Below are 16,185 nucleotides of genomic sequence, written 5' to 3'. Positions count from 1 at the left end.
AAAAAAAAACAAAGACAAACTAAACTCGTCTTTGTTTTTTTCATTCTTAATTAAAACAGCAGATTTTTTAAATCATATATTCCAAATCATAACTAGCATCAGAAAGAATACGTGCCAAAAATTGTTGGGTACGTTTTTCTTTTGGTCTGTAAAAAATGTCTTTTGGACTCCCCTCTTCGATGACATGACCACCATCCATGAAAACGACATGATTAGCTACATCTCGTGCAAACCCCATCTCATGAGTCACAACTACCATTGTTGTTCCTTCATGAGCAAGTTGTTTCATGACATCCAGAACATCCCCAACTAGTTCTGGATCAAGGGCCGATGTTGGTTCATCTAACAAGATAACTTCTGGTTTTACTGCTATTGCTCTAGCTAAACCAATACGTTGTTGTTGTCCTCCTGAAAGTTGTGATGGGTAGTAATCTTTAAAATCCAGAAGACCAACTTTTTTAAGTGCTTCTTCAGCAATCTCTTGCGCTTCACTTTTGGGAACTTTCCTAGCAATCACTAAACCTTCCAAGATATTCTCAATGGCAGTCTTGTTTGCAAATAAATTGTAATGTTGAAATACAAAAGCTGTCTTCTTTCGGATATCTAAAATATCTTTCTTTGATAACTTATCCAAAGAGTAGTCCTTACCCGAAATTGTTAATTGACCTCCATCAGCTTTCTCCAAATGATTAAGGCAACGTAAGAAAGTTGTTTTTCCTGAACCTGATGGTCCCAAGATGACAACCACATCTCCCTGTTTCACTTGTAGATTGACATCAACAAGAACCTGACGATCTCCAAATGTTTTTGATATATGTTTAGCTTCTAGCATAGTGACTCCCTCTATGTAAATTGCAATTTTCTTTCTCCAAAGTTAAAGAGAACTTGAATGATACCACAAATGATTAAATATAAAATGAAGATGACAAAATAAGATTCAAAATATTGATATCCATATGCTGCTTCAACTCGTGCAATTGCTGTAATATCCTTTATCGTCATAACAAAAACAAGTGATGTTCCTTTCACAATATTTATAACTAAGTTACACAAATTTGGAAGCGCAGCCTTAAGCGCCTGAGGAAAAACGATTCTTAGATAGGCTTGTCTTGTTGTTAAACCTATGGCTTGTGCAGCTTCTAATTGGCCTTTATCAACAGTTAGTAATGCTGATCGAATGATTTCTGATAAACTTCCTGTCGTCATCAAGCTATAGATAATAAAAGCATAGTAAAGCGGATTAACTTTGAAGACATCTATGTGACTCCCAATTCCTTTAAAAAACTGATTTAACAAACTAGGGAACAAACTATAAAAAAATAAAATTAAAAGAATTGGTGGGGTTGCACGAATAAATGCTAGATAAACAATTGAAAAAGCCTTAACACCTCGTACCTTATAAATCTGACCCAAAGCTAGAAATAAAGCAGGTAGAAAACTCAATAAAATAGCCACAACCATGATTCCCAGTGTTATCGGAACACCATATAAAGCCTTGATAAAGGTATCTATAATAAAAGTAATATTCATTTTTTACCTCTCTTTTACACTCAATTGCTGTTCTGTTATCCTAGAAATCAACGATAGAATTAACGCTATTCCCCAATAAACAAGGGCAACAGCTGTATAAGTCTCCAAAGAATAGTTTCCTAAATAGCGACTAATCAAAAGATTCCCTTTGCCCATAACATCAATAAAACCAATTGTATAAGCCAAAGCTGCATCGCGCATAAGATTAAGTATAGCTGTTGTAATATTTGGTAAAGCAACCTTAAATGCTTGAGGGGCAATAATTCTTACAAAGGTTTGTTCAGAAGTAAGCCCAATACTAAGCCCAGCTTCTAATTGTCCTTTAGGAATTGCTTGATAAGCCGCTTTAAACACTTCTGATATCATTGCTGAGAATAGGAGAACCATGGTCACAAGAACGAATATCAATTTGGACCAATTATTAATATCTAATCCCAACCACCAATTAAGAAATTCTGGAACTCCGTAAAATACCAAGAATAATAGCACAATAGGTGGGGTACAGCGTAAGATAAAAACATATCCCTTAGCTAAATTCTCCAAAGCTTTATCCTTGGAAAGGCTTGCCCAAGCAATTAATCCTCCTAATAACGACCCAAGTAAAGTCGTTAATATGATAACCAATAATGTCATTGGTAAGCCCTTTATGACTTCAGGTAATGCTCCAAAAACTTTTGAAATGTCATAATTGACCATATTTTCTCCTAACTAAACTCACTTCAGAAGCTTATCAAAACATCATACTTTTACGACGTTACAATTTACTTATTTGTCTACGTATGAGAAGACATCCTCACCAAAGTATTTTTTAGATAACTTTTCAAGTGTACCGTCTTCTTTTAGTTCCTTGATAGCCTTAGTATATTCTTTTGAAAACTCTTCGTTCTTACTATCTCGATGGAAGAGTGGATAGGTTGGAATTCCTTTATAAGGGAACCAAGTCAATTTATCTGCATATTGATGATACGCACCATCTTTATCAGTTACAGCCTTTTCAAAAGATAATTTAATATCAAAGTAAGCATCGTAACGATTTTCCAAAACCCATGCATAGGCATCTGAAACTTGGAAAGATTCCGCAGATGTTAACTCGATTGGTTGATCCTTATGTTCATCGTTGTAGTCTTTGATAACATTCCACTGAGCATTTTGTGGCGAGATTGGCACCAAGCGACCATTTTGTTTTGCAAAATCAGAGATATTTTTATATTTGTCTTTATCTTCCTTACGAATGGTAAATCCAATAATACTTGCTCCAATTGGGTCTTTTGGTATGATGAACTTTTTAGCTCGTTCATCTGTGTACCAAGCACCCTTAGTACCAATATCATATTTACCTGACTCCAGACCGATTAAGAGGTCATCATCACTGGTTCCTGTATATTCAAACTTATATTGTGGAAGCTTTTTATCAATTTCCTTTAATACAGCTACCTCATAGCCATCAGAATTACCATCCTTATCAACAAAATCATAAGGAACATAGTTTTGAGTATGGGCAACTTTTAATGTTGTTACCTTTCCAGAATCTGATTTTGCTTTTTTATCTCCTGTTAAGCTACGTCCAATAACTGTAGCCCCAATAAGTGCTACAACAACAGCTCCACCAATAATCCATGTCTTTTTACTCATATTAATCTCTCCTTTTTCTTACAAAATTGCTGCTTCACGTACCCATTCAATACGCTCATGGTTAATATCACTTGGAATCGTGCAATCAGCACCAATGATTAACCCATGGGTTCCAGTATCAGCAATAATCTCCCTAACCTTTTCTTGAATAGCTTTTTTAGTTCCAGTATATAAAAGACCGTCTTTTCCGTTTTCAAACCCACCAAGAACTGTGCGACCTCCAAAAATGTTACGGCCTTTTGACAAACTAATTCCTTCAGGACCAACCGCCCAATTAATTACCTGAGCAGGATAATCTTTAAAGAGTTCAACGTTATTGCGAGCCCCTTCGTAGCCACAAATATGTAGGATGTTATGACCCTTGGCCTCATTGGCTGCATCTAAAACCTTTAATTCACTTGGAGCAATGATTTCCTTATAAGTCTCAGCGCTAACACGATTATCTTGAATACTTTGAACACTTAGGTAAATACCATCAGCACCAGCTTCTTTAATCACTCTCTGACTAAGACTTGCGATGTCTTCTCCAATAACATCTAAAACATGCTTCAAAGCTTCACGGTTCTCCTCAATGTAATCTGCGATGGCGTCATCTCCACCCGAAACCTCTCCAACTAACCATTTAAAATAAGTAACCGGAGCGAAGATATTGTAAATTGCAACAATATCTTCAGGAAAATCAGCAATCAAACTTTTTACAAGTTCAATTTGGGCAGAAATCCAAGGATGATTTGCACCTAAAGGTTCAATTGTTTGCAGGTCACTGATTGACTTAAAATCTTTAAAAGCAGGTTGTGGGTATGCAAAGAAACCATCACTCATCAACTTAACAAAATCGGGTTTGACTTCTTCAATAAATTTTTTATGACCAGCCTTATTTTTATCAATAATTTCTGGATTTTCAAAACCATGTAACCACTCGTCTTCAGTAGTAAAATGATGCCAAAATCCTACTGGGACACGATCAACACTTTCTCCACGAAATGCTTTCAAAACCAACTCTCTTTTTTCTGACATAAGAAACTCCTTTTCTTTTATCCTAAAATCAACAACTCAATGAATTCACCTAAAATACTATAATCTCTTATTATCATTGGTTGCTTCAAAACTGAATGACATTATCTTATCAGAGATTATCACATCCGAAAAATAAAGAAATGTTATCCCTAGCCATAAATAAAATTTATGATATAGTAATCTAAATTACGTTAAATCCGATTGTTACTTCTTTTAAGCATATATACCTACATAGTATTATTACCATCAGCTATAAGTAATTCTTAACACCAAGATAGAGAATTACTATCACAAACATCATTTAGTCTCTAGTCTTCCTGGAGAATCACTTCTCTGACTAACTTTGCTATAATAGTCTCAAACAAAGCAAAGGAGATTTTCTATGACATCCTTATACGATTTTACAGTCTCAGATCAAGCTGACCAACCCGTGTCTCTCCAGGACTATAAGGGCAAGGTCGTCTTAATCGTCAATACAGCAACAGGATGTGGTTTGACGCCACAATATCAGGGCTTGCAGGAACTCTATGACAAATACAAAGACCAAGGATTCGAGATTCTTGATTTTCCTTGTAATCAGTTTATGGGGCAGGCACCTGGTAGTGCTGAGGAAATCAATAGCTTTTGCACCCTCAATTACCATACAACCTTCCCACGGTTTGCCAAAATCAAGGTCAATGGTAAGGAAGCAGAGCCACTTTTTGATTGGCTTAAAAAAGAAAAATCTGGACCCCTTGGGGCTAGAATTGAATGGAACTTTGCTAAGTTTCTGATTAACCGTGAAGGTAAAGTCGTAGAACGCTTTTCTTCCAAAACTGATCCACTAAAAATGGAAGATGCTATCAAAGTTCTTCTTAATAACTAAAAATAAAACGAGAGTAAAACTAGAATGACAATCTCTGACTGTCGCTAGTTCTGCTCTCGTTTTCTGCGTTAAGAAAAATAGTATAAAAAGAAATTTCGCTTTATTTTAGAACAAAGCTGTCAATGCTGTAATCAATCCAAAGATGATACCTGGCGCATTTGCAGCAGCAAGGGGAAGGTCACGTTCTTTTTTAAAGAGACCATAGTAAACCCAAAGGCTACAGTTGATAGCCGCTACCAAAGGTTGGATAAAGTTTCCTTTATGACCAGACAAATTGTCCATGATTTGTGGTACGTAAGATACGTACATCATTACTGACATAAAGGTTGCTACCCAACCAAGGGTTTTCATTTGTTTATCTGACATTCGAGACTCCTCTTTTATAAATTCTTTCCTTGTACATCTTAAAAAATATTACAAGGCATGTTTTAATGCACTAGAATTAAAACAGTGTCTATCTTACGCTTTTACAATAGAGAATTCAAGAATTTTGGGGCAATGTTAAAAACATGTAAACTATCACAAGATTGTGATTGGTCACAATCTTGTGATAGTGAATTTAGTCTCTTATCTAGCGTTTTCATAATACTATCTTTTGCTCCTTAGAATAATTGACTCTTTATGATTGATTGTAACGAAATCATTCTGCTAAGAGTACTTCTTTGATGGTTTGTTTTTGGAGTTTTCTGTTGGATAGATAAAAGAGGCTTTCATAAACCACAGCAAAACCGAGCAAAGTCCAAAAGCACACATTCCAGTCAAAGTTGTGCTCAATCTTTTCAGGCACCGTGTCTTTGATCACACCGATCAAAATTTCCATGATGCCATATTGATAAGCCGTCCCAAGAATGAATCCTAGATAAGCCCAGAAACGATAAGGAGCGAGAATATGACTTTGGCATTCACGATTGGTGTAGCCAAAAGCCTTCATCAAGGCCAAGGTTTCGCGACTTTCTGAGACCACAATCCCCAATGACAAAAAGAGAATCGAGAAAGAAAGAATCAGGCCAATCATAATCATCATCGTTTGGATGATGTCATCTGTGTAGTCCCTTAGGCCAAAAGACAATTGAACCATGGCCGCAAAACACATGGAGCCAAAGACCACAAAAAACAGAATCGATTTTCTCCCCCAAATCAGCGACGAAGACAGCTCTTCTAGGAAGGATTTCTCTTTCTTGGGGGCCCTCTTTCTCCTTTTGACCTTAATCGGTGTTGGAGATTTTTTCAATAAGCGAAGGGCCGGCGTTTGTAATTGTCTTCTAGCATAGCCAATCGCAAGGACCATAAAGAAGGTCGTTGGCAGCATCACCAAAGCAACCAGGAGCTGCCAGTGAAAATGAATGGTAATTTCTGGCAGAATTCCCTTTTCATTTCGAAAGTCATAAAAATGTCCCATCATAAGAAAAGAAGCGAAATAGCCAAGAAGAGCCCCAACTCCAAAACTGAGTCCAAAAGCCCAAAATCGTTTCGCCAACTGGCCATTGCTATAGCCTAAAGCCTTTAAAATCCCTAATTGTTCCTTGTGGTCATCGACAAATTGTTTGATATAAAAACACATGAGAAGGATCGACATCAAGGACAAAACGACCCCACTGACCATGGCTACCATCCAGGAAAGTGAAACCTGGGCATCATAGTAGGTCTGAATCATCGGATTGGTTTTAGAAATCTCCAACTGCTCGATATCCAGGTAAAAATTCAAGAAGAGATTGGCCACAAAAACCGCACAAGCCCCAATGATACTGACGACAACTAATTTTCGAATATCTTTTACTGAAAACATGGCTTACCATCCAATCTCATAGGCAGTCTGAGGCTGATCATTGGTCACAACTTGGGTAATCTTGCCACTATTGACACGAATGATGGTTCTGCCCATATCCGCAATATTTTGGTTATGCGTCACCATAATTAAGGTAAAGCCCAGCTTTTCCTTTAACTTCCAGATATAGTCGAGAATCTTGCGCCCTGTTTCTTCATCCAGGGCTCCCGTCGGCTCATCTAAGAAAAGAATCTCTGGCTTTTTGGCCAAGGCCCGAGCAATAGACACTCTCTGCTGTTCCCCACCAGACAATTCACTCGGATACTTGTCCAGCTTATCGCCAAGCCCCAAATCTTCTATAATCTGCAAAAAATCATGATTGTTTGCCAGATCAGCTCCCATCTTAACATTCTGTCTGACCGTCAGATTAGGTAATAAATAATACTGCTGAAAAATAAAGGCTATCTTCTCACGTCTAAAGGCTGTCAATTGAGCATCTGTGAGTTGAGACAAATCCTGCCCTTGAATGAGGATATGCCCCTCGTCTACCTTTTCTAATCCGGATAACACGTTTAAGAGGGTTGACTTTCCTGATCCAGAAGGACCTAGGACAACCACATCATCCTGGTCTTGAATCTGCAAATCAATCCCTTTTAAAACCTTTGTTTGGCCATAACTTTTGTGAACATTTTCTAGTTGAATCATTTCTTTCCTACCATTTCTTTGATGAGAGATTGACAAACTTCTGTCAATAAACCAATCACTTCTTCCATGCCGAACTGATAGATGCCAGAAGCAACCATAGAGGCCATCCCGTGTGAGTAGATAAATAAATGCTGGTACAAGCGACTAGCCTCCTCTAACGTCAATGGATAGTCTGCGACAATCGATTCCAGAACCAATTGGTAGCTATGATCCTTCATGGGAAGAAAATCTTGAAAGCGACGAATCGGATCTTTGCTAGGATTTTGGAAAAGCAACTGAAAGAGTTGGGGCTCTTTTGAGGCGAACAGGATATAAGCAATCCCAACAGAACGGAAGGGCTTCTCATCTTCTAAAGCCTTTCGTATATACTCCACCACTACCATTTCCGCAGCAACAACAACCTCTGCTTGTAACTCAGACATATTAGCAAATTGCCCAAAAATGACCCTTGGCGTGGCTCCCAGTTGCTCCGCTAATGCTCGAGCCGTCAAACTAGCCATGCCCTCTTCTCTCACCAATTGTAAAGCTGTCCCAATCATAGCTTCTTTACTAAATTTAACCTTTGGTGGCATAAGACTCCTTTCGCGCAACAGTTGTTACGCAACATACGTTGCATAAAGAATAACATAACAAAGTAAGACTTGTCAAGAAAAATTCGTAAAGTATAAAACAAAAGACCAGCCCACTGATACAAGTGAAGTCTGGTCTAATAACAACTATTCTAAGGCAAATCATTACCTGCAGCAAGGTAGATTTGGTACCATTCCTTGCGCGTTAGGGTCACTGCTGCTGCTTTCCCTGCTTCAAGGACATGCTGGGGGTTGGTCGTTCCGATGACAGCCTGCATCTTACCCGGATAGCGGAGGACCCAAGCAAGGGCGATAGCTGTCGGAGTGACCTGGTATTTCTTCGCCAAGTCATTGAGGACGTGATTAAGGGCCGCAAACTCTTCCTTGCCGACAAAAATCCCCTTGAAAAAGCCATGCTGGAGGACAGACCAAGCTTGAATCACCGTATCGGTTAAGCGACAATACTCAAAGACACTGCCATCTCGCACGGCTGCTTTTGGCCCTTCCATGTTGACATGAAAACCAGCCTCAAAGCTTGGTGTAAAGGCGGCACTCAACTGCAACTGGTTGACCTTGAGTGGTTGTTTGACAGCCGTTTTGAGCAATTCTATCATCATAGGATTTTGATTGGACACCCCAAAATGACGGACCTTGCCCGCTTGCTCCAAGTGATCAAAAGCTGCCGCCACTTCTTCAGGCTCCATAAGAGCATCCGGTCGGTGAAGGAGGAGACTATCTAAACGCTCGATCTGCAGACGCTCGAGGATGCCATCGACGGAATCCAAAATATAGTCCTTAGAAAAATCAAAATAAGTAAAACCATCTTTGCGAATCCCACACTTAGACTGGATCCACATCTGATTCCGAAGATCCGGACGGCGCTTGAGAACCTTCCCAAGCAAGACCTCACACTGGCCATCACCATAGATATCTGCCAGATCAAAGGTGTTGATCCCAATCGACAAGGCTGCCTCCACCAAGGCCTCCACCTCATCTTCACTCATCTGACTAATCCGCATCATCCCAAGGACAATGGTTGATAAACGCTCATTTTCAGCAAAATCAATATACTTCATCTCTGTCTCCTTTTCTGTATCTCTATTGTAGTGAAAAGGGTTTCAAATCGCAAATTTTAGCTTTCTTTTACAATTTATCTACGAACTGGTCTTAAAATCGAAAAATAACAAGATTTCTCAACCCTGCTAATTTTTTGTCTTATCATTATGATTTTGTTCAGTCAGTATGTAGCCTACTGGCAAGCTGACTGACTAAATTAAAGTGATTATTTGTCGCCAAAAACTTTGAAACGACCTTCTGTTTGGATGTCTTTATCTCCTGCTGGTGCAACGATTTGACCAAATGGCGATTGAGCACGGAGTTTCCAGTTAGCTGGAATGTCGTATTTTTCAGCTAATTGAGCATCAACAAGTGGGTTGTAATGTTGCACGTTCATGCCGATATTCTTCTCAGCCAAAGCCAACCACGTCGCATAAAGGGCGATTCCGTGACCTTGCTCTGACCAAATTGGGAAGTTTTCAGCGTAAAGTGGGAATTGCTCTTGAAGGCCTTTCACTACATCTTGATCTTCATAGAAGAGGATTGTTCCCTTAGCTTGAGCAAAACCTGCCAAACGTTCTTTTGTTGCCTCAAAAGCTTCTGCTGGCGTTACTTCTTCAAGCTCTGAATAAGCGATTTCATTCCAGAAAGCATCTGATTCTTCATCCAGCAAGATCACCACACGTGATGTTTGTGAGTTGAAGGCTGTCGGTGTGTTAAGAACAGCCCCTTGAATGGTTTCAATCAATTCTTGGTTAGAGAGCTCAAGGTCTTTTCCCAAAGCATAAATTGAACGGCGTTTTTTTTGTAAGTCTGTAAAGTAGGTCATAGTTATTCCCTCTTTCTTTGTGATGAATGTTAATTGTTAAAATTGTTAAGTTTATTTGTAATAACTTTGATTACAATAACCATTATAGACCTTTCAAATGTAATGTCAATAGTTACGACTCAAAAAAATCACTAATTATTAATATTTTTTTCTTACCCGTGTCAAAATACCATCATTATCCTCGAAGATTAACGCATTAGAAGATAACCATTTGACCTCTGCTCCACGATTCTTAGCACGTTCTGCTATGGTAATCAAATCTTCTTTGTCTTCTACTTCAAGGACGTAGTAGGCAAGACCAATCATCCCTTTTTCACGTTTGGCTAAGTTTTTGCCACCCCATTCATTGACAGCCAAGTGGTGATGGTAATCACCTGAAGCAATCCAACTAGCACTTGGAATGGTATACTTATCTGCCAGCTCCAAAACATCCTGATAGAAAGCCGTTGCTAGCTGACTATCTTTGACCGATAAATGAATATGCCCCATACGAGTATCCTTAGCTATCACAAATGGCTCAACCTTGCGTCCCATCTCGTAAATTTCTTGAGCTGATAGTTCTTCTGTTACACCAACGATGCGACCATCCTCACGAATATCCCATTCAGCAACAGGCTTGTCTCTATAGAGCTCAATACCATTGCCTTCAAGGTCTTCCAAATAAAGGGCTTCACTATAACCGTGGTCAGCTGCACCGACAAATGGATAATCTAGCTCAGCAATATGTTTGAAAACATCTGCCAAATCCTCGCGAGATGGCAACAAAATTGCCATATGGTAGAGACCATAACTGGACTTGCCGCTTCCTCACGATTGGTTTCAATCAAGTGAACTAGCGGCTTGTTTCCAGCACCCAAAACAACTTCTGTTGCAGTTTGAGATAGGATTTCAAGTCCTATAACCTGTGTATAAAAGGCTGTCTGACGTGCCAAGTCCTTCACATTGAGTACCGCTTCTGCGAGGTAAATCTTACTATTGTAGTCGTATATCATATGATTTTCTCCTGTATTGTAATTATTCCTATGACATCATTATACTTAGTTTTATTGTAATGTCAATTATTACAACTTGAAATTAAAAAAGAAACCGAAAAACTTTCGATTTCTTATAGTTTAAAATCTAAAAATCAAGCTCCAGCTTCTTTCCAGTTGGCCTTAGCATCCTTTAAAATACCAGCCAAAGTTTTCTTTTCGAGTTCTTTTTCCATTGCCATTTGAACGTCTTCTAGGCTCTGATCCAAAATCCCATGAATATTACGTCCTACTGGACACGCTGGATTAGGATTGTCATGAAAACTAAAGAGTTTGCCACTTGGACCGATGCTATCCACCGCACGATAAACCTGCAAAAGATTAATCTCCTCTGGTGCCTTGGCTAATGTGGCTCCTCCACTTCCCCTTTGAACTGAAATCAAGTCTGCTTTCTTCAGTTGCGACAAGGTTTTGCGGATAATAACTGGATTAACCCCCACACTACCTGCCATTAAATCACTGGTTAGCTTAGTTTCATTTCCCTTATTTTGTGCTATAAGGGTCAAAATATGGACAGCAATGGTAAAGCGACTTGGAATTTGCATATCAGAACCTCTCATTCATCTTTTTCTTTTCAATCAATTATAACAAAACCAACGTTGTAAAACAAGGAGTTACAACAACTTAAAGAGTTAGTCTTACACTAAAAAAATAGAGCCATCGTAGACTCTATTCTTTTGTATTTGATAATAACTAACTAGACTAATAATACATAGTATTATAGCCTATTGAGGTTCTAGATTGGTCTTTTGCTTCTTACGAACACCTTGTCCCTCGATATGTTGTTTGATTAGTTCCACTACCTCATCATTGGTTGGTAAATCCGAGTGTTGGGCATCTTCACCTGTAACAGTGATTTCAGTATAACTTTTTGCCTGATTCTGATAGATATATTTCCCAGCGGACACACTAGCATCGGGAACCAATTCGTCCGAATCATAGGTGATGGTTCCCGCTACCGAATAGACATGTAGGGTAGACGGAATATTCTCCTTAGCAGCTATAAAGTCTGCTAGCATGACCGATTTATTTTTAATATTGGTTTCAGTGAAATTATAGGGCGTTCCTATAGTCATCAAAGAATTTATCTTGACATCGTAGTCGCTAAGATAATTTTCAATAAAAGCCGTATAAATCAAGCCACCATTTGAATGCCCCAACCCTTTAAAATTATTGAAATTGTATTTATTCTGCAAGGCTTCAAATGCCTGATTCATCATCTTGGTTTGTTTCTTGATATTGTAATAGCCATCTTTGTTATTCTCAAATCCAATAACAATGACTGGCTCGTTATCCTTAGCCTTGATTTTACCCTCAAAGGTGATACGCCCATTGTTCCAAACCTTAACCTTGAGGAGGCTATGCTTGACACCACGACGGTCTTGATTGAGCTTACGTACTAGGCCATCGAATCTATTTTCCGTAGCGGAGCTCCCTGGAATCATGATAATGGGAGACAATTTTGAATTATAGAAAGTCTCTATTTCCTTGACATTTTTCCTGGTCCAACTATAAGACGGAACTGCCAAACCAATGAGAAAGACAGCGACAAAGATAAAGACCAACTTCGTTTTTTTACTGAACTTCATTGCTTTCTCCTTCCTCTTTCAAACCGTGTTGCACCTTATTAGACAGATGAACAAAGGGAATAAAGATAGCAACATCAACCGCAAAACAGAGCATGCTAACAGCAAGTGCCCGCAGACTACCACCAGTTCCAATAAAGGCGTAAAGAAGACTTGGTGTACCATCTGGAACTGGATAAACCGCAGCTGGCATAAGATGGATAGCCAAGGCCACCGCAGCAATGCCCATATTGATCATCGGTGCCAATAGGAAAGGAACCAGATAAACTAAATTAAGCAAGACTGGTATCCCCACCATAAATGGAGCCCCATTGTTAAAGAGACTAGGAAAGACACTTAGAAGACTCACCTTCTTATCCTTATAACTGGTTGATGCTAAAAGCAGAGCCACCAAGAGGGCTAGCCCTGAGCCAATGCCAGCAACCAAGCCATAACTATGATAAAGATTTGTTAGTGTGTAAAGGTGGGGAAGCCCAGTCGTCGTATGATGGGAAACAGCATAGGTCAAATTTTCCAAGGCAAAACTATCATCGGCAATTGAATTTAGGGCAAAAGCCTGACTATTTCCAATCCAAGCAGAAAAAGTGTTCAAAAGTCCCATCATAAAGGTTGAGAACAGGTGATTATCAGTTACAGTAAAGGTAGAGGTAACCTGCCTAATCGTCAGAAAAACATTATCTTGCTCTCCAATCACAAAGAGAATGTTAAGTCCAATAGCTAAAATGAGTGACAAAAAAATGGGACGGACGGTCTTTGGTTGATAAATATAGTCCTTGTCCACAATCTGATCATCACTAGCTCTTGAAAAGCGAAAAATCTGGCCAACCAGATAGCCCACAAAGATAGCCAACATAATGTTGATTGAAGCCGGTAAATTGATGCGAGTCAAAACACCATCGTTTAGCGGTGACAGCAACAGCTCCTGCGATCCTATAATTAAGCTAACCAAAAGGGATGTCACACCAGCTGTACCAGTACTTCTACCATAGTGACCAGCTGTGTATTTTCCTGCAAAGTAGGTTGATAAGGGCCCGGCTAAGCCACCAAGAAAGTTGGAAAGATTAATGAGCACCTGCCCAGTTATCTTAAAGGCCGGTAACCAGTCAGAAACTGAAAACAATTGGTTAATATAACCAAGCTCCGAAAAGACAGATAGTGAAATCACCCGAATAATTCCTGAAAATAGGAAAAAGGGAAAGAGCGAAACCAAGGTTTTCTGCGTAATTTGGACGAAGCCTCGCTCACGAAACCAGAGAAACCTCTGGACCAAATAGTTTGTCATAAAAGACTCCTAGTAAAAGGCAAAATAAACTTTACATTCAACGTTTTTCTTCATTATAACACAAAGAGAGAGGCCTTACCTTAATCGTGGGTTAAAGCAACTACCCAATCTTACTAAAAACACTTAGCTATCTCTTAATACAAAAAACCGTAAGCCTCCACTTCCGAGACTTACGGTCAATTATTTGTTAAGCAAAAGTTGTTACATCAGAGGCATCCAGACGAACAGACTCAAAGCCTTCTTCATTGGCTTTCCCAAGAGCAATGAGCAAAACTGGTACATGACGGTCTTCATCAAGTCCAAAGGCTTTGGCAAGCCCATCTTTTTTATAACCACCGATAGCGTTGGTATCATAACCATAAGAACGAGCAACCAACATCAACTGCATGGCAGCAAGGCTAGCATCGATGTGGACAATTTCATTCATCATTTCGCGAGGAGCATTTTCATACATTGGCACAATGCTTGACAGTTGTTTTTCTTTGACTTCTTCAGGCATTTTTCCTTGAGCAACAGCCTTACCGTAGATATCTTCAGCTCTTTCTTGGCTCTTCAAATCGGCAAAAATAAGGACCATGGCTGATGATGTTTCATTTTGCACACCATTGTAGCTGACGAAAGGTGTCAATTTTTCCTTGCCCTCTTCGCTATCAACGACGACAAAACGCCAAGGTTGCATGTTGACTGATGATGGTGCTGTGACAGTCTTATCTAGGATTTCCAACAGTTCTTCTCGCGGAATCTTAACAGATGTATCAAAGTTACGAATGGAACGACGGTTATAAACGATATCTGAAAAATCATTGCTTACTACAGGCATCTTATGTCTCCTTTTTTTGATTAAATGAAAATAATATAATCAAAATTATAACACAAGACAATTGTTATCAAAAATATTTGCTACAGACGACTAAAGATTAGTTTCCTTGAGCCCTAGCCGTTTCACTTCAGATGAATAGTAAACCATGATGGTAATAAGACTGAGTGTGATTACCCAAATTGACTTAAGGTGCACAAAATGCATCAGAACGGCTGAGACGATAGCGCCAACGACAAAGCTCCCTACGATAAAGCTATAATTGACAGCCTGACGACGATATTCTCTCTGATCACCACTTCCCTGAATAGCATAATAGAGGGCCGTTAACATCCTTCGATAATTTCCTGAGGTCATAAATATCACGAAGGGATGATTCTCAATCTGACTGCCAGTAAAAGTCTTCATCATGATACCTGCAGAAAAAGCGATAATCGGGAGCTCAATCAAGGCATTTGAAGGTAGAAAAGGCAGGATAGCTGTCATCACACAAAGTGGAAGAAGACCATAAACTCGCCAATAGGCATTCTTACGCTGGTCTTTAAACCACATGCCAAAAAGAAAGCCTAAAGAAAAGAATAAGATTGAAAAGCAACGCAACAAGTTATAGTACATACTACTGTTCTGCCAGTCAGCGACCAAGAGAAGGATATTCCCTGTCTGAGTAGCAACCAAACTATGGTAATACATATGACAAAAGACATCCAAAGCTCCTCCCGAGAAACTCAACAAATTAGCCATCAGACGTGTATTTTGAGGAAGAAGGTTCCGCGATTCCATAGCATAACTTCCCTTCTAATAGTAATTGATATGATAGCCTTATTATAGCAAATTCGGGCACACACAGTATAAAAAACAACCCTAACGAGTTGCTTCTATCCTATTAAAAATTAACGGAACCTAGGATATTCTATGTCTTGATACTAATAGATATCACGTCTATGACCGACTTCGAGGGCAAGTATGATTAGTTCATTGTCCTGAATATTGACAATAACACGATAGGCACCAATACGATAACGCCATTGTCCAGTGCGATTGGCAACTAAGGCCTTACCCTTGGCCCTTGGATTCTCTGTCACGCGATTGAGATAAGCCTTAATTTGTTTCCTAACAAAAGGATCCAACTTTTTAAAACTTTTGGCAAATTTAGGGGTGGGTACTATCTTATAGATCATCCCAATTTAGCACCTCCCCACCATTTTCAAGATAGTCTTCATATTCTGCCAAAGCCAAATCGGCTACTCTAGCGTCGTATTCATCCTCAATAGCGTCTAAAGTCTTGGTACGAATTAATTCTGACAAGGATACGCCTTCGAATTTCGCAATTGCCTGCATGAACTTCTTATCTGCTTCTGAAACCTTCAATGTAATTGTTGTCATATCCTTAACCTCGTTCTCTTTTGTAACACCATTGTATTACCACTCCTCCTTTTTGTCAATTTTGATAATAGGTTCATACTTTTATTCGTAAAACAATAGAAAAAAACAACCCTCACGA

At 39.1% G+C, this 16,185-nt stretch carries 19 protein-coding genes and 1 pseudogene; 1 reads left to right on the top strand and 19 read right to left on the bottom strand.

The genetic code is table 11. From position 1 onward, the window contains the following. Positions 1–67 precede the first annotated feature (67 nt). The 5 genes from HMPREF2867_RS03175 to HMPREF2867_RS03155 all read right to left on the bottom strand — a co-directional run bounded on the left by HMPREF2867_RS03175 (position 68) and on the right by HMPREF2867_RS03155 (position 4,179). Positions 68–832, bottom strand: coding sequence for an amino acid ABC transporter ATP-binding protein (locus HMPREF2867_RS03175; RefSeq protein WP_021143941.1), 765 nt, complete (start codon positions 830–832; stop codon positions 68–70). An 11-nt stretch (positions 833–843) separates the two neighbouring features. After that, entirely contained in the window at positions 844–1,530 is a 687-nt protein-coding gene (locus tag HMPREF2867_RS03170) for an amino acid ABC transporter permease (protein ID WP_070575744.1), read from the bottom strand. A gap of 3 nt (positions 1,531–1,533) precedes the next feature. Then, entirely contained in the window at positions 1,534–2,226 is a 693-nt protein-coding gene (locus tag HMPREF2867_RS03165; RefSeq protein ID WP_070575741.1) for an amino acid ABC transporter permease, read from the bottom strand. A gap of 69 nt (positions 2,227–2,295) precedes the next feature. Then, positions 2,296–3,162, bottom strand: a complete 867-nt coding sequence (locus HMPREF2867_RS03160) for a transporter substrate-binding domain-containing protein (protein WP_070575737.1) — start codon at positions 3,160–3,162, stop codon at positions 2,296–2,298. Positions 3,163–3,180: 18 nt separating this feature from the next. After that, positions 3,181–4,179, bottom strand: coding sequence for a uroporphyrinogen decarboxylase family protein (locus tag HMPREF2867_RS03155; protein ID WP_070575734.1), 999 nt, complete (start codon positions 4,177–4,179; stop codon positions 3,181–3,183). Positions 4,180–4,561: 382 nt separating this feature from the next. Between HMPREF2867_RS03155 and HMPREF2867_RS03150 the strand changes: the two genes are divergently transcribed. Continuing rightward, positions 4,562–5,044, top strand: coding sequence for a glutathione peroxidase (locus HMPREF2867_RS03150; RefSeq protein WP_070575732.1), 483 nt, complete (start codon positions 4,562–4,564; stop codon positions 5,042–5,044). 105 nt (positions 5,045–5,149) lie between these two features. On the opposite strand, the gene HMPREF2867_RS03145 is transcribed toward HMPREF2867_RS03150, so the two are convergent. From HMPREF2867_RS03145 to relB, 14 genes and pseudogenes are all read right to left on the bottom strand, one after another. Further along, positions 5,150–5,410: a SemiSWEET family transporter gene (locus HMPREF2867_RS03145; protein WP_002888017.1), complete on the bottom strand. Its 261-nt coding sequence runs from the start codon at positions 5,408–5,410 to the stop codon at positions 5,150–5,152. A gap of 274 nt (positions 5,411–5,684) precedes the next feature. Continuing rightward, positions 5,685–6,830 (bottom strand): FtsX-like permease family protein, encoded by a 1,146-nt coding sequence (locus HMPREF2867_RS03140; RefSeq protein WP_070575729.1) that lies wholly within the window; start codon positions 6,828–6,830, stop codon positions 5,685–5,687. A gap of 3 nt (positions 6,831–6,833) precedes the next feature. Then, positions 6,834–7,514 (bottom strand): ABC transporter ATP-binding protein, encoded by a 681-nt coding sequence (locus HMPREF2867_RS03135; RefSeq protein WP_070575726.1) that lies wholly within the window; start codon positions 7,512–7,514, stop codon positions 6,834–6,836. Next, positions 7,511–8,086 carry a TetR/AcrR family transcriptional regulator gene (locus HMPREF2867_RS03130; RefSeq protein ID WP_070575723.1) on the bottom strand — a complete coding sequence of 192 codons (576 nt, stop codon included), beginning with the start codon at positions 8,084–8,086 and terminating at the stop codon, positions 7,511–7,513. The genes HMPREF2867_RS03135 and HMPREF2867_RS03130 overlap by 4 nt, the downstream gene beginning before the upstream one ends. A 149-nt stretch (positions 8,087–8,235) precedes the next feature. Continuing rightward, entirely contained in the window at positions 8,236–9,159 is a 924-nt protein-coding gene (locus tag HMPREF2867_RS03125; protein ID WP_070575719.1) for an aldo/keto reductase, read from the bottom strand. A 206-nt stretch (positions 9,160–9,365) separates the two neighbouring features. Beyond that, on the bottom strand, positions 9,366–9,968 hold the full coding sequence (locus HMPREF2867_RS03120; RefSeq protein ID WP_070575716.1) for a nitroreductase family protein: 603 nt from the start codon (positions 9,966–9,968) through the stop codon (positions 9,366–9,368). Positions 9,969–10,106: 138 nt separating this feature from the next. Then, positions 10,107–10,960: pseudogene (locus HMPREF2867_RS03115) on the bottom strand (VOC family protein). 134 nt (positions 10,961–11,094) lie between these two features. After that, positions 11,095–11,544, bottom strand: a complete 450-nt coding sequence (locus tag HMPREF2867_RS03110; RefSeq protein ID WP_049553619.1) for an Rrf2 family transcriptional regulator — start codon at positions 11,542–11,544, stop codon at positions 11,095–11,097. Positions 11,545–11,724: 180 nt separating this feature from the next. After that, positions 11,725–12,588, bottom strand: coding sequence for an alpha/beta hydrolase (locus HMPREF2867_RS03105; RefSeq protein WP_070575713.1), 864 nt, complete (start codon positions 12,586–12,588; stop codon positions 11,725–11,727). Beyond that, complete coding sequence (locus tag HMPREF2867_RS03100) at positions 12,575–13,867, bottom strand: PTS sugar transporter subunit IIC (RefSeq protein ID WP_070575710.1); 1,293 nt, start codon at positions 13,865–13,867, stop codon at positions 12,575–12,577. The genes HMPREF2867_RS03105 and HMPREF2867_RS03100 overlap by 14 nt, the downstream gene beginning before the upstream one ends. Before the next feature lie 187 nt (positions 13,868–14,054). Beyond that, a complete protein-coding gene (locus HMPREF2867_RS03095) occupies positions 14,055–14,687 on the bottom strand; it encodes a nitroreductase family protein (RefSeq protein ID WP_070575707.1) in 633 nt (210 codons plus the stop codon). 90 nt (positions 14,688–14,777) lie between these two features. Continuing rightward, on the bottom strand, positions 14,778–15,464 hold the full coding sequence (locus HMPREF2867_RS03090) for a YoaK family protein (RefSeq protein WP_004182263.1): 687 nt from the start codon (positions 15,462–15,464) through the stop codon (positions 14,778–14,780). A gap of 143 nt (positions 15,465–15,607) precedes the next feature. After that, the gene (locus tag HMPREF2867_RS03085) at positions 15,608–15,862 is read right to left on the bottom strand and encodes a type II toxin-antitoxin system RelE family toxin (RefSeq protein WP_070575704.1); all 255 of its coding nucleotides are present in this window, start codon (positions 15,860–15,862) and stop codon (positions 15,608–15,610) included. Beyond that, the gene (gene relB, locus HMPREF2867_RS03080; protein WP_013990356.1) at positions 15,852–16,067 is read right to left on the bottom strand and encodes a type II toxin-antitoxin system RelB family antitoxin; all 216 of its coding nucleotides are present in this window, start codon (positions 16,065–16,067) and stop codon (positions 15,852–15,854) included. The genes HMPREF2867_RS03085 and relB overlap by 11 nt, the downstream gene beginning before the upstream one ends. Positions 16,068–16,185: the final 118 nt, after the last annotated feature.

It is taken from the genome of Streptococcus sp. HMSC064H09, assembly GCF_001812625.1.
Lineage (GTDB): Bacteria > Bacillota > Bacilli > Lactobacillales > Streptococcaceae > Streptococcus.
This window is presented reverse-complemented; position numbering and strand designations above follow the sequence as displayed.

What these genes read in the sequence shown, in the direction of transcription:
- HMPREF2867_RS03175 (WP_021143941.1), bottom strand. Translation starts at nt 832, where the DNA reads ATGCTAGAAGCTAAACATATATCAAAAACATTTGGAGATCGTCAGGTT.
- HMPREF2867_RS03170 (WP_070575744.1), bottom strand. Translation starts at nt 1,530, where the DNA reads ATGAATATTACTTTTATTATAGATACCTTTATCAAGGCTTTATATGGT.
- HMPREF2867_RS03165 (WP_070575741.1), bottom strand. Translation starts at nt 2,226, where the DNA reads ATGGTCAATTATGACATTTCAAAAGTTTTTGGAGCATTACCTGAAGTC.
- HMPREF2867_RS03160 (WP_070575737.1), bottom strand. Translation starts at nt 3,162, where the DNA reads ATGAGTAAAAAGACATGGATTATTGGTGGAGCTGTTGTTGTAGCACTT.
- HMPREF2867_RS03155 (WP_070575734.1), bottom strand. Translation starts at nt 4,179, where the DNA reads ATGTCAGAAAAAAGAGAGTTGGTTTTGAAAGCATTTCGTGGAGAAAGT.
- HMPREF2867_RS03150 (WP_070575732.1), top strand. Translation starts at nt 4,562, where the DNA reads ATGACATCCTTATACGATTTTACAGTCTCAGATCAAGCTGACCAACCC.
- HMPREF2867_RS03145 (WP_002888017.1), bottom strand. Translation starts at nt 5,410, where the DNA reads ATGTCAGATAAACAAATGAAAACCCTTGGTTGGGTAGCAACCTTTATG.
- HMPREF2867_RS03140 (WP_070575729.1), bottom strand. Translation starts at nt 6,830, where the DNA reads ATGTTTTCAGTAAAAGATATTCGAAAATTAGTTGTCGTCAGTATCATT.
- HMPREF2867_RS03135 (WP_070575726.1), bottom strand. Translation starts at nt 7,514, where the DNA reads ATGATTCAACTAGAAAATGTTCACAAAAGTTATGGCCAAACAAAGGTT.
- HMPREF2867_RS03130 (WP_070575723.1), bottom strand. Translation starts at nt 8,086, where the DNA reads ATGCCACCAAAGGTTAAATTTAGTAAAGAAGCTATGATTGGGACAGCT.
- HMPREF2867_RS03125 (WP_070575719.1), bottom strand. Translation starts at nt 9,159, where the DNA reads ATGAAGTATATTGATTTTGCTGAAAATGAGCGTTTATCAACCATTGTC.
- HMPREF2867_RS03120 (WP_070575716.1), bottom strand. Translation starts at nt 9,968, where the DNA reads ATGACCTACTTTACAGACTTACAAAAAAAACGCCGTTCAATTTATGCT.
- HMPREF2867_RS03110 (WP_049553619.1), bottom strand. Translation starts at nt 11,544, where the DNA reads ATGCAAATTCCAAGTCGCTTTACCATTGCTGTCCATATTTTGACCCTT.
- HMPREF2867_RS03105 (WP_070575713.1), bottom strand. Translation starts at nt 12,588, where the DNA reads ATGAAGTTCAGTAAAAAAACGAAGTTGGTCTTTATCTTTGTCGCTGTC.
- HMPREF2867_RS03100 (WP_070575710.1), bottom strand. Translation starts at nt 13,867, where the DNA reads ATGACAAACTATTTGGTCCAGAGGTTTCTCTGGTTTCGTGAGCGAGGC.
- HMPREF2867_RS03095 (WP_070575707.1), bottom strand. Translation starts at nt 14,687, where the DNA reads ATGCCTGTAGTAAGCAATGATTTTTCAGATATCGTTTATAACCGTCGT.
- HMPREF2867_RS03090 (WP_004182263.1), bottom strand. Translation starts at nt 15,464, where the DNA reads ATGGAATCGCGGAACCTTCTTCCTCAAAATACACGTCTGATGGCTAAT.
- HMPREF2867_RS03085 (WP_070575704.1), bottom strand. Translation starts at nt 15,862, where the DNA reads ATGATCTATAAGATAGTACCCACCCCTAAATTTGCCAAAAGTTTTAAA.
- relB (WP_013990356.1), bottom strand. Translation starts at nt 16,067, where the DNA reads ATGACAACAATTACATTGAAGGTTTCAGAAGCAGATAAGAAGTTCATG.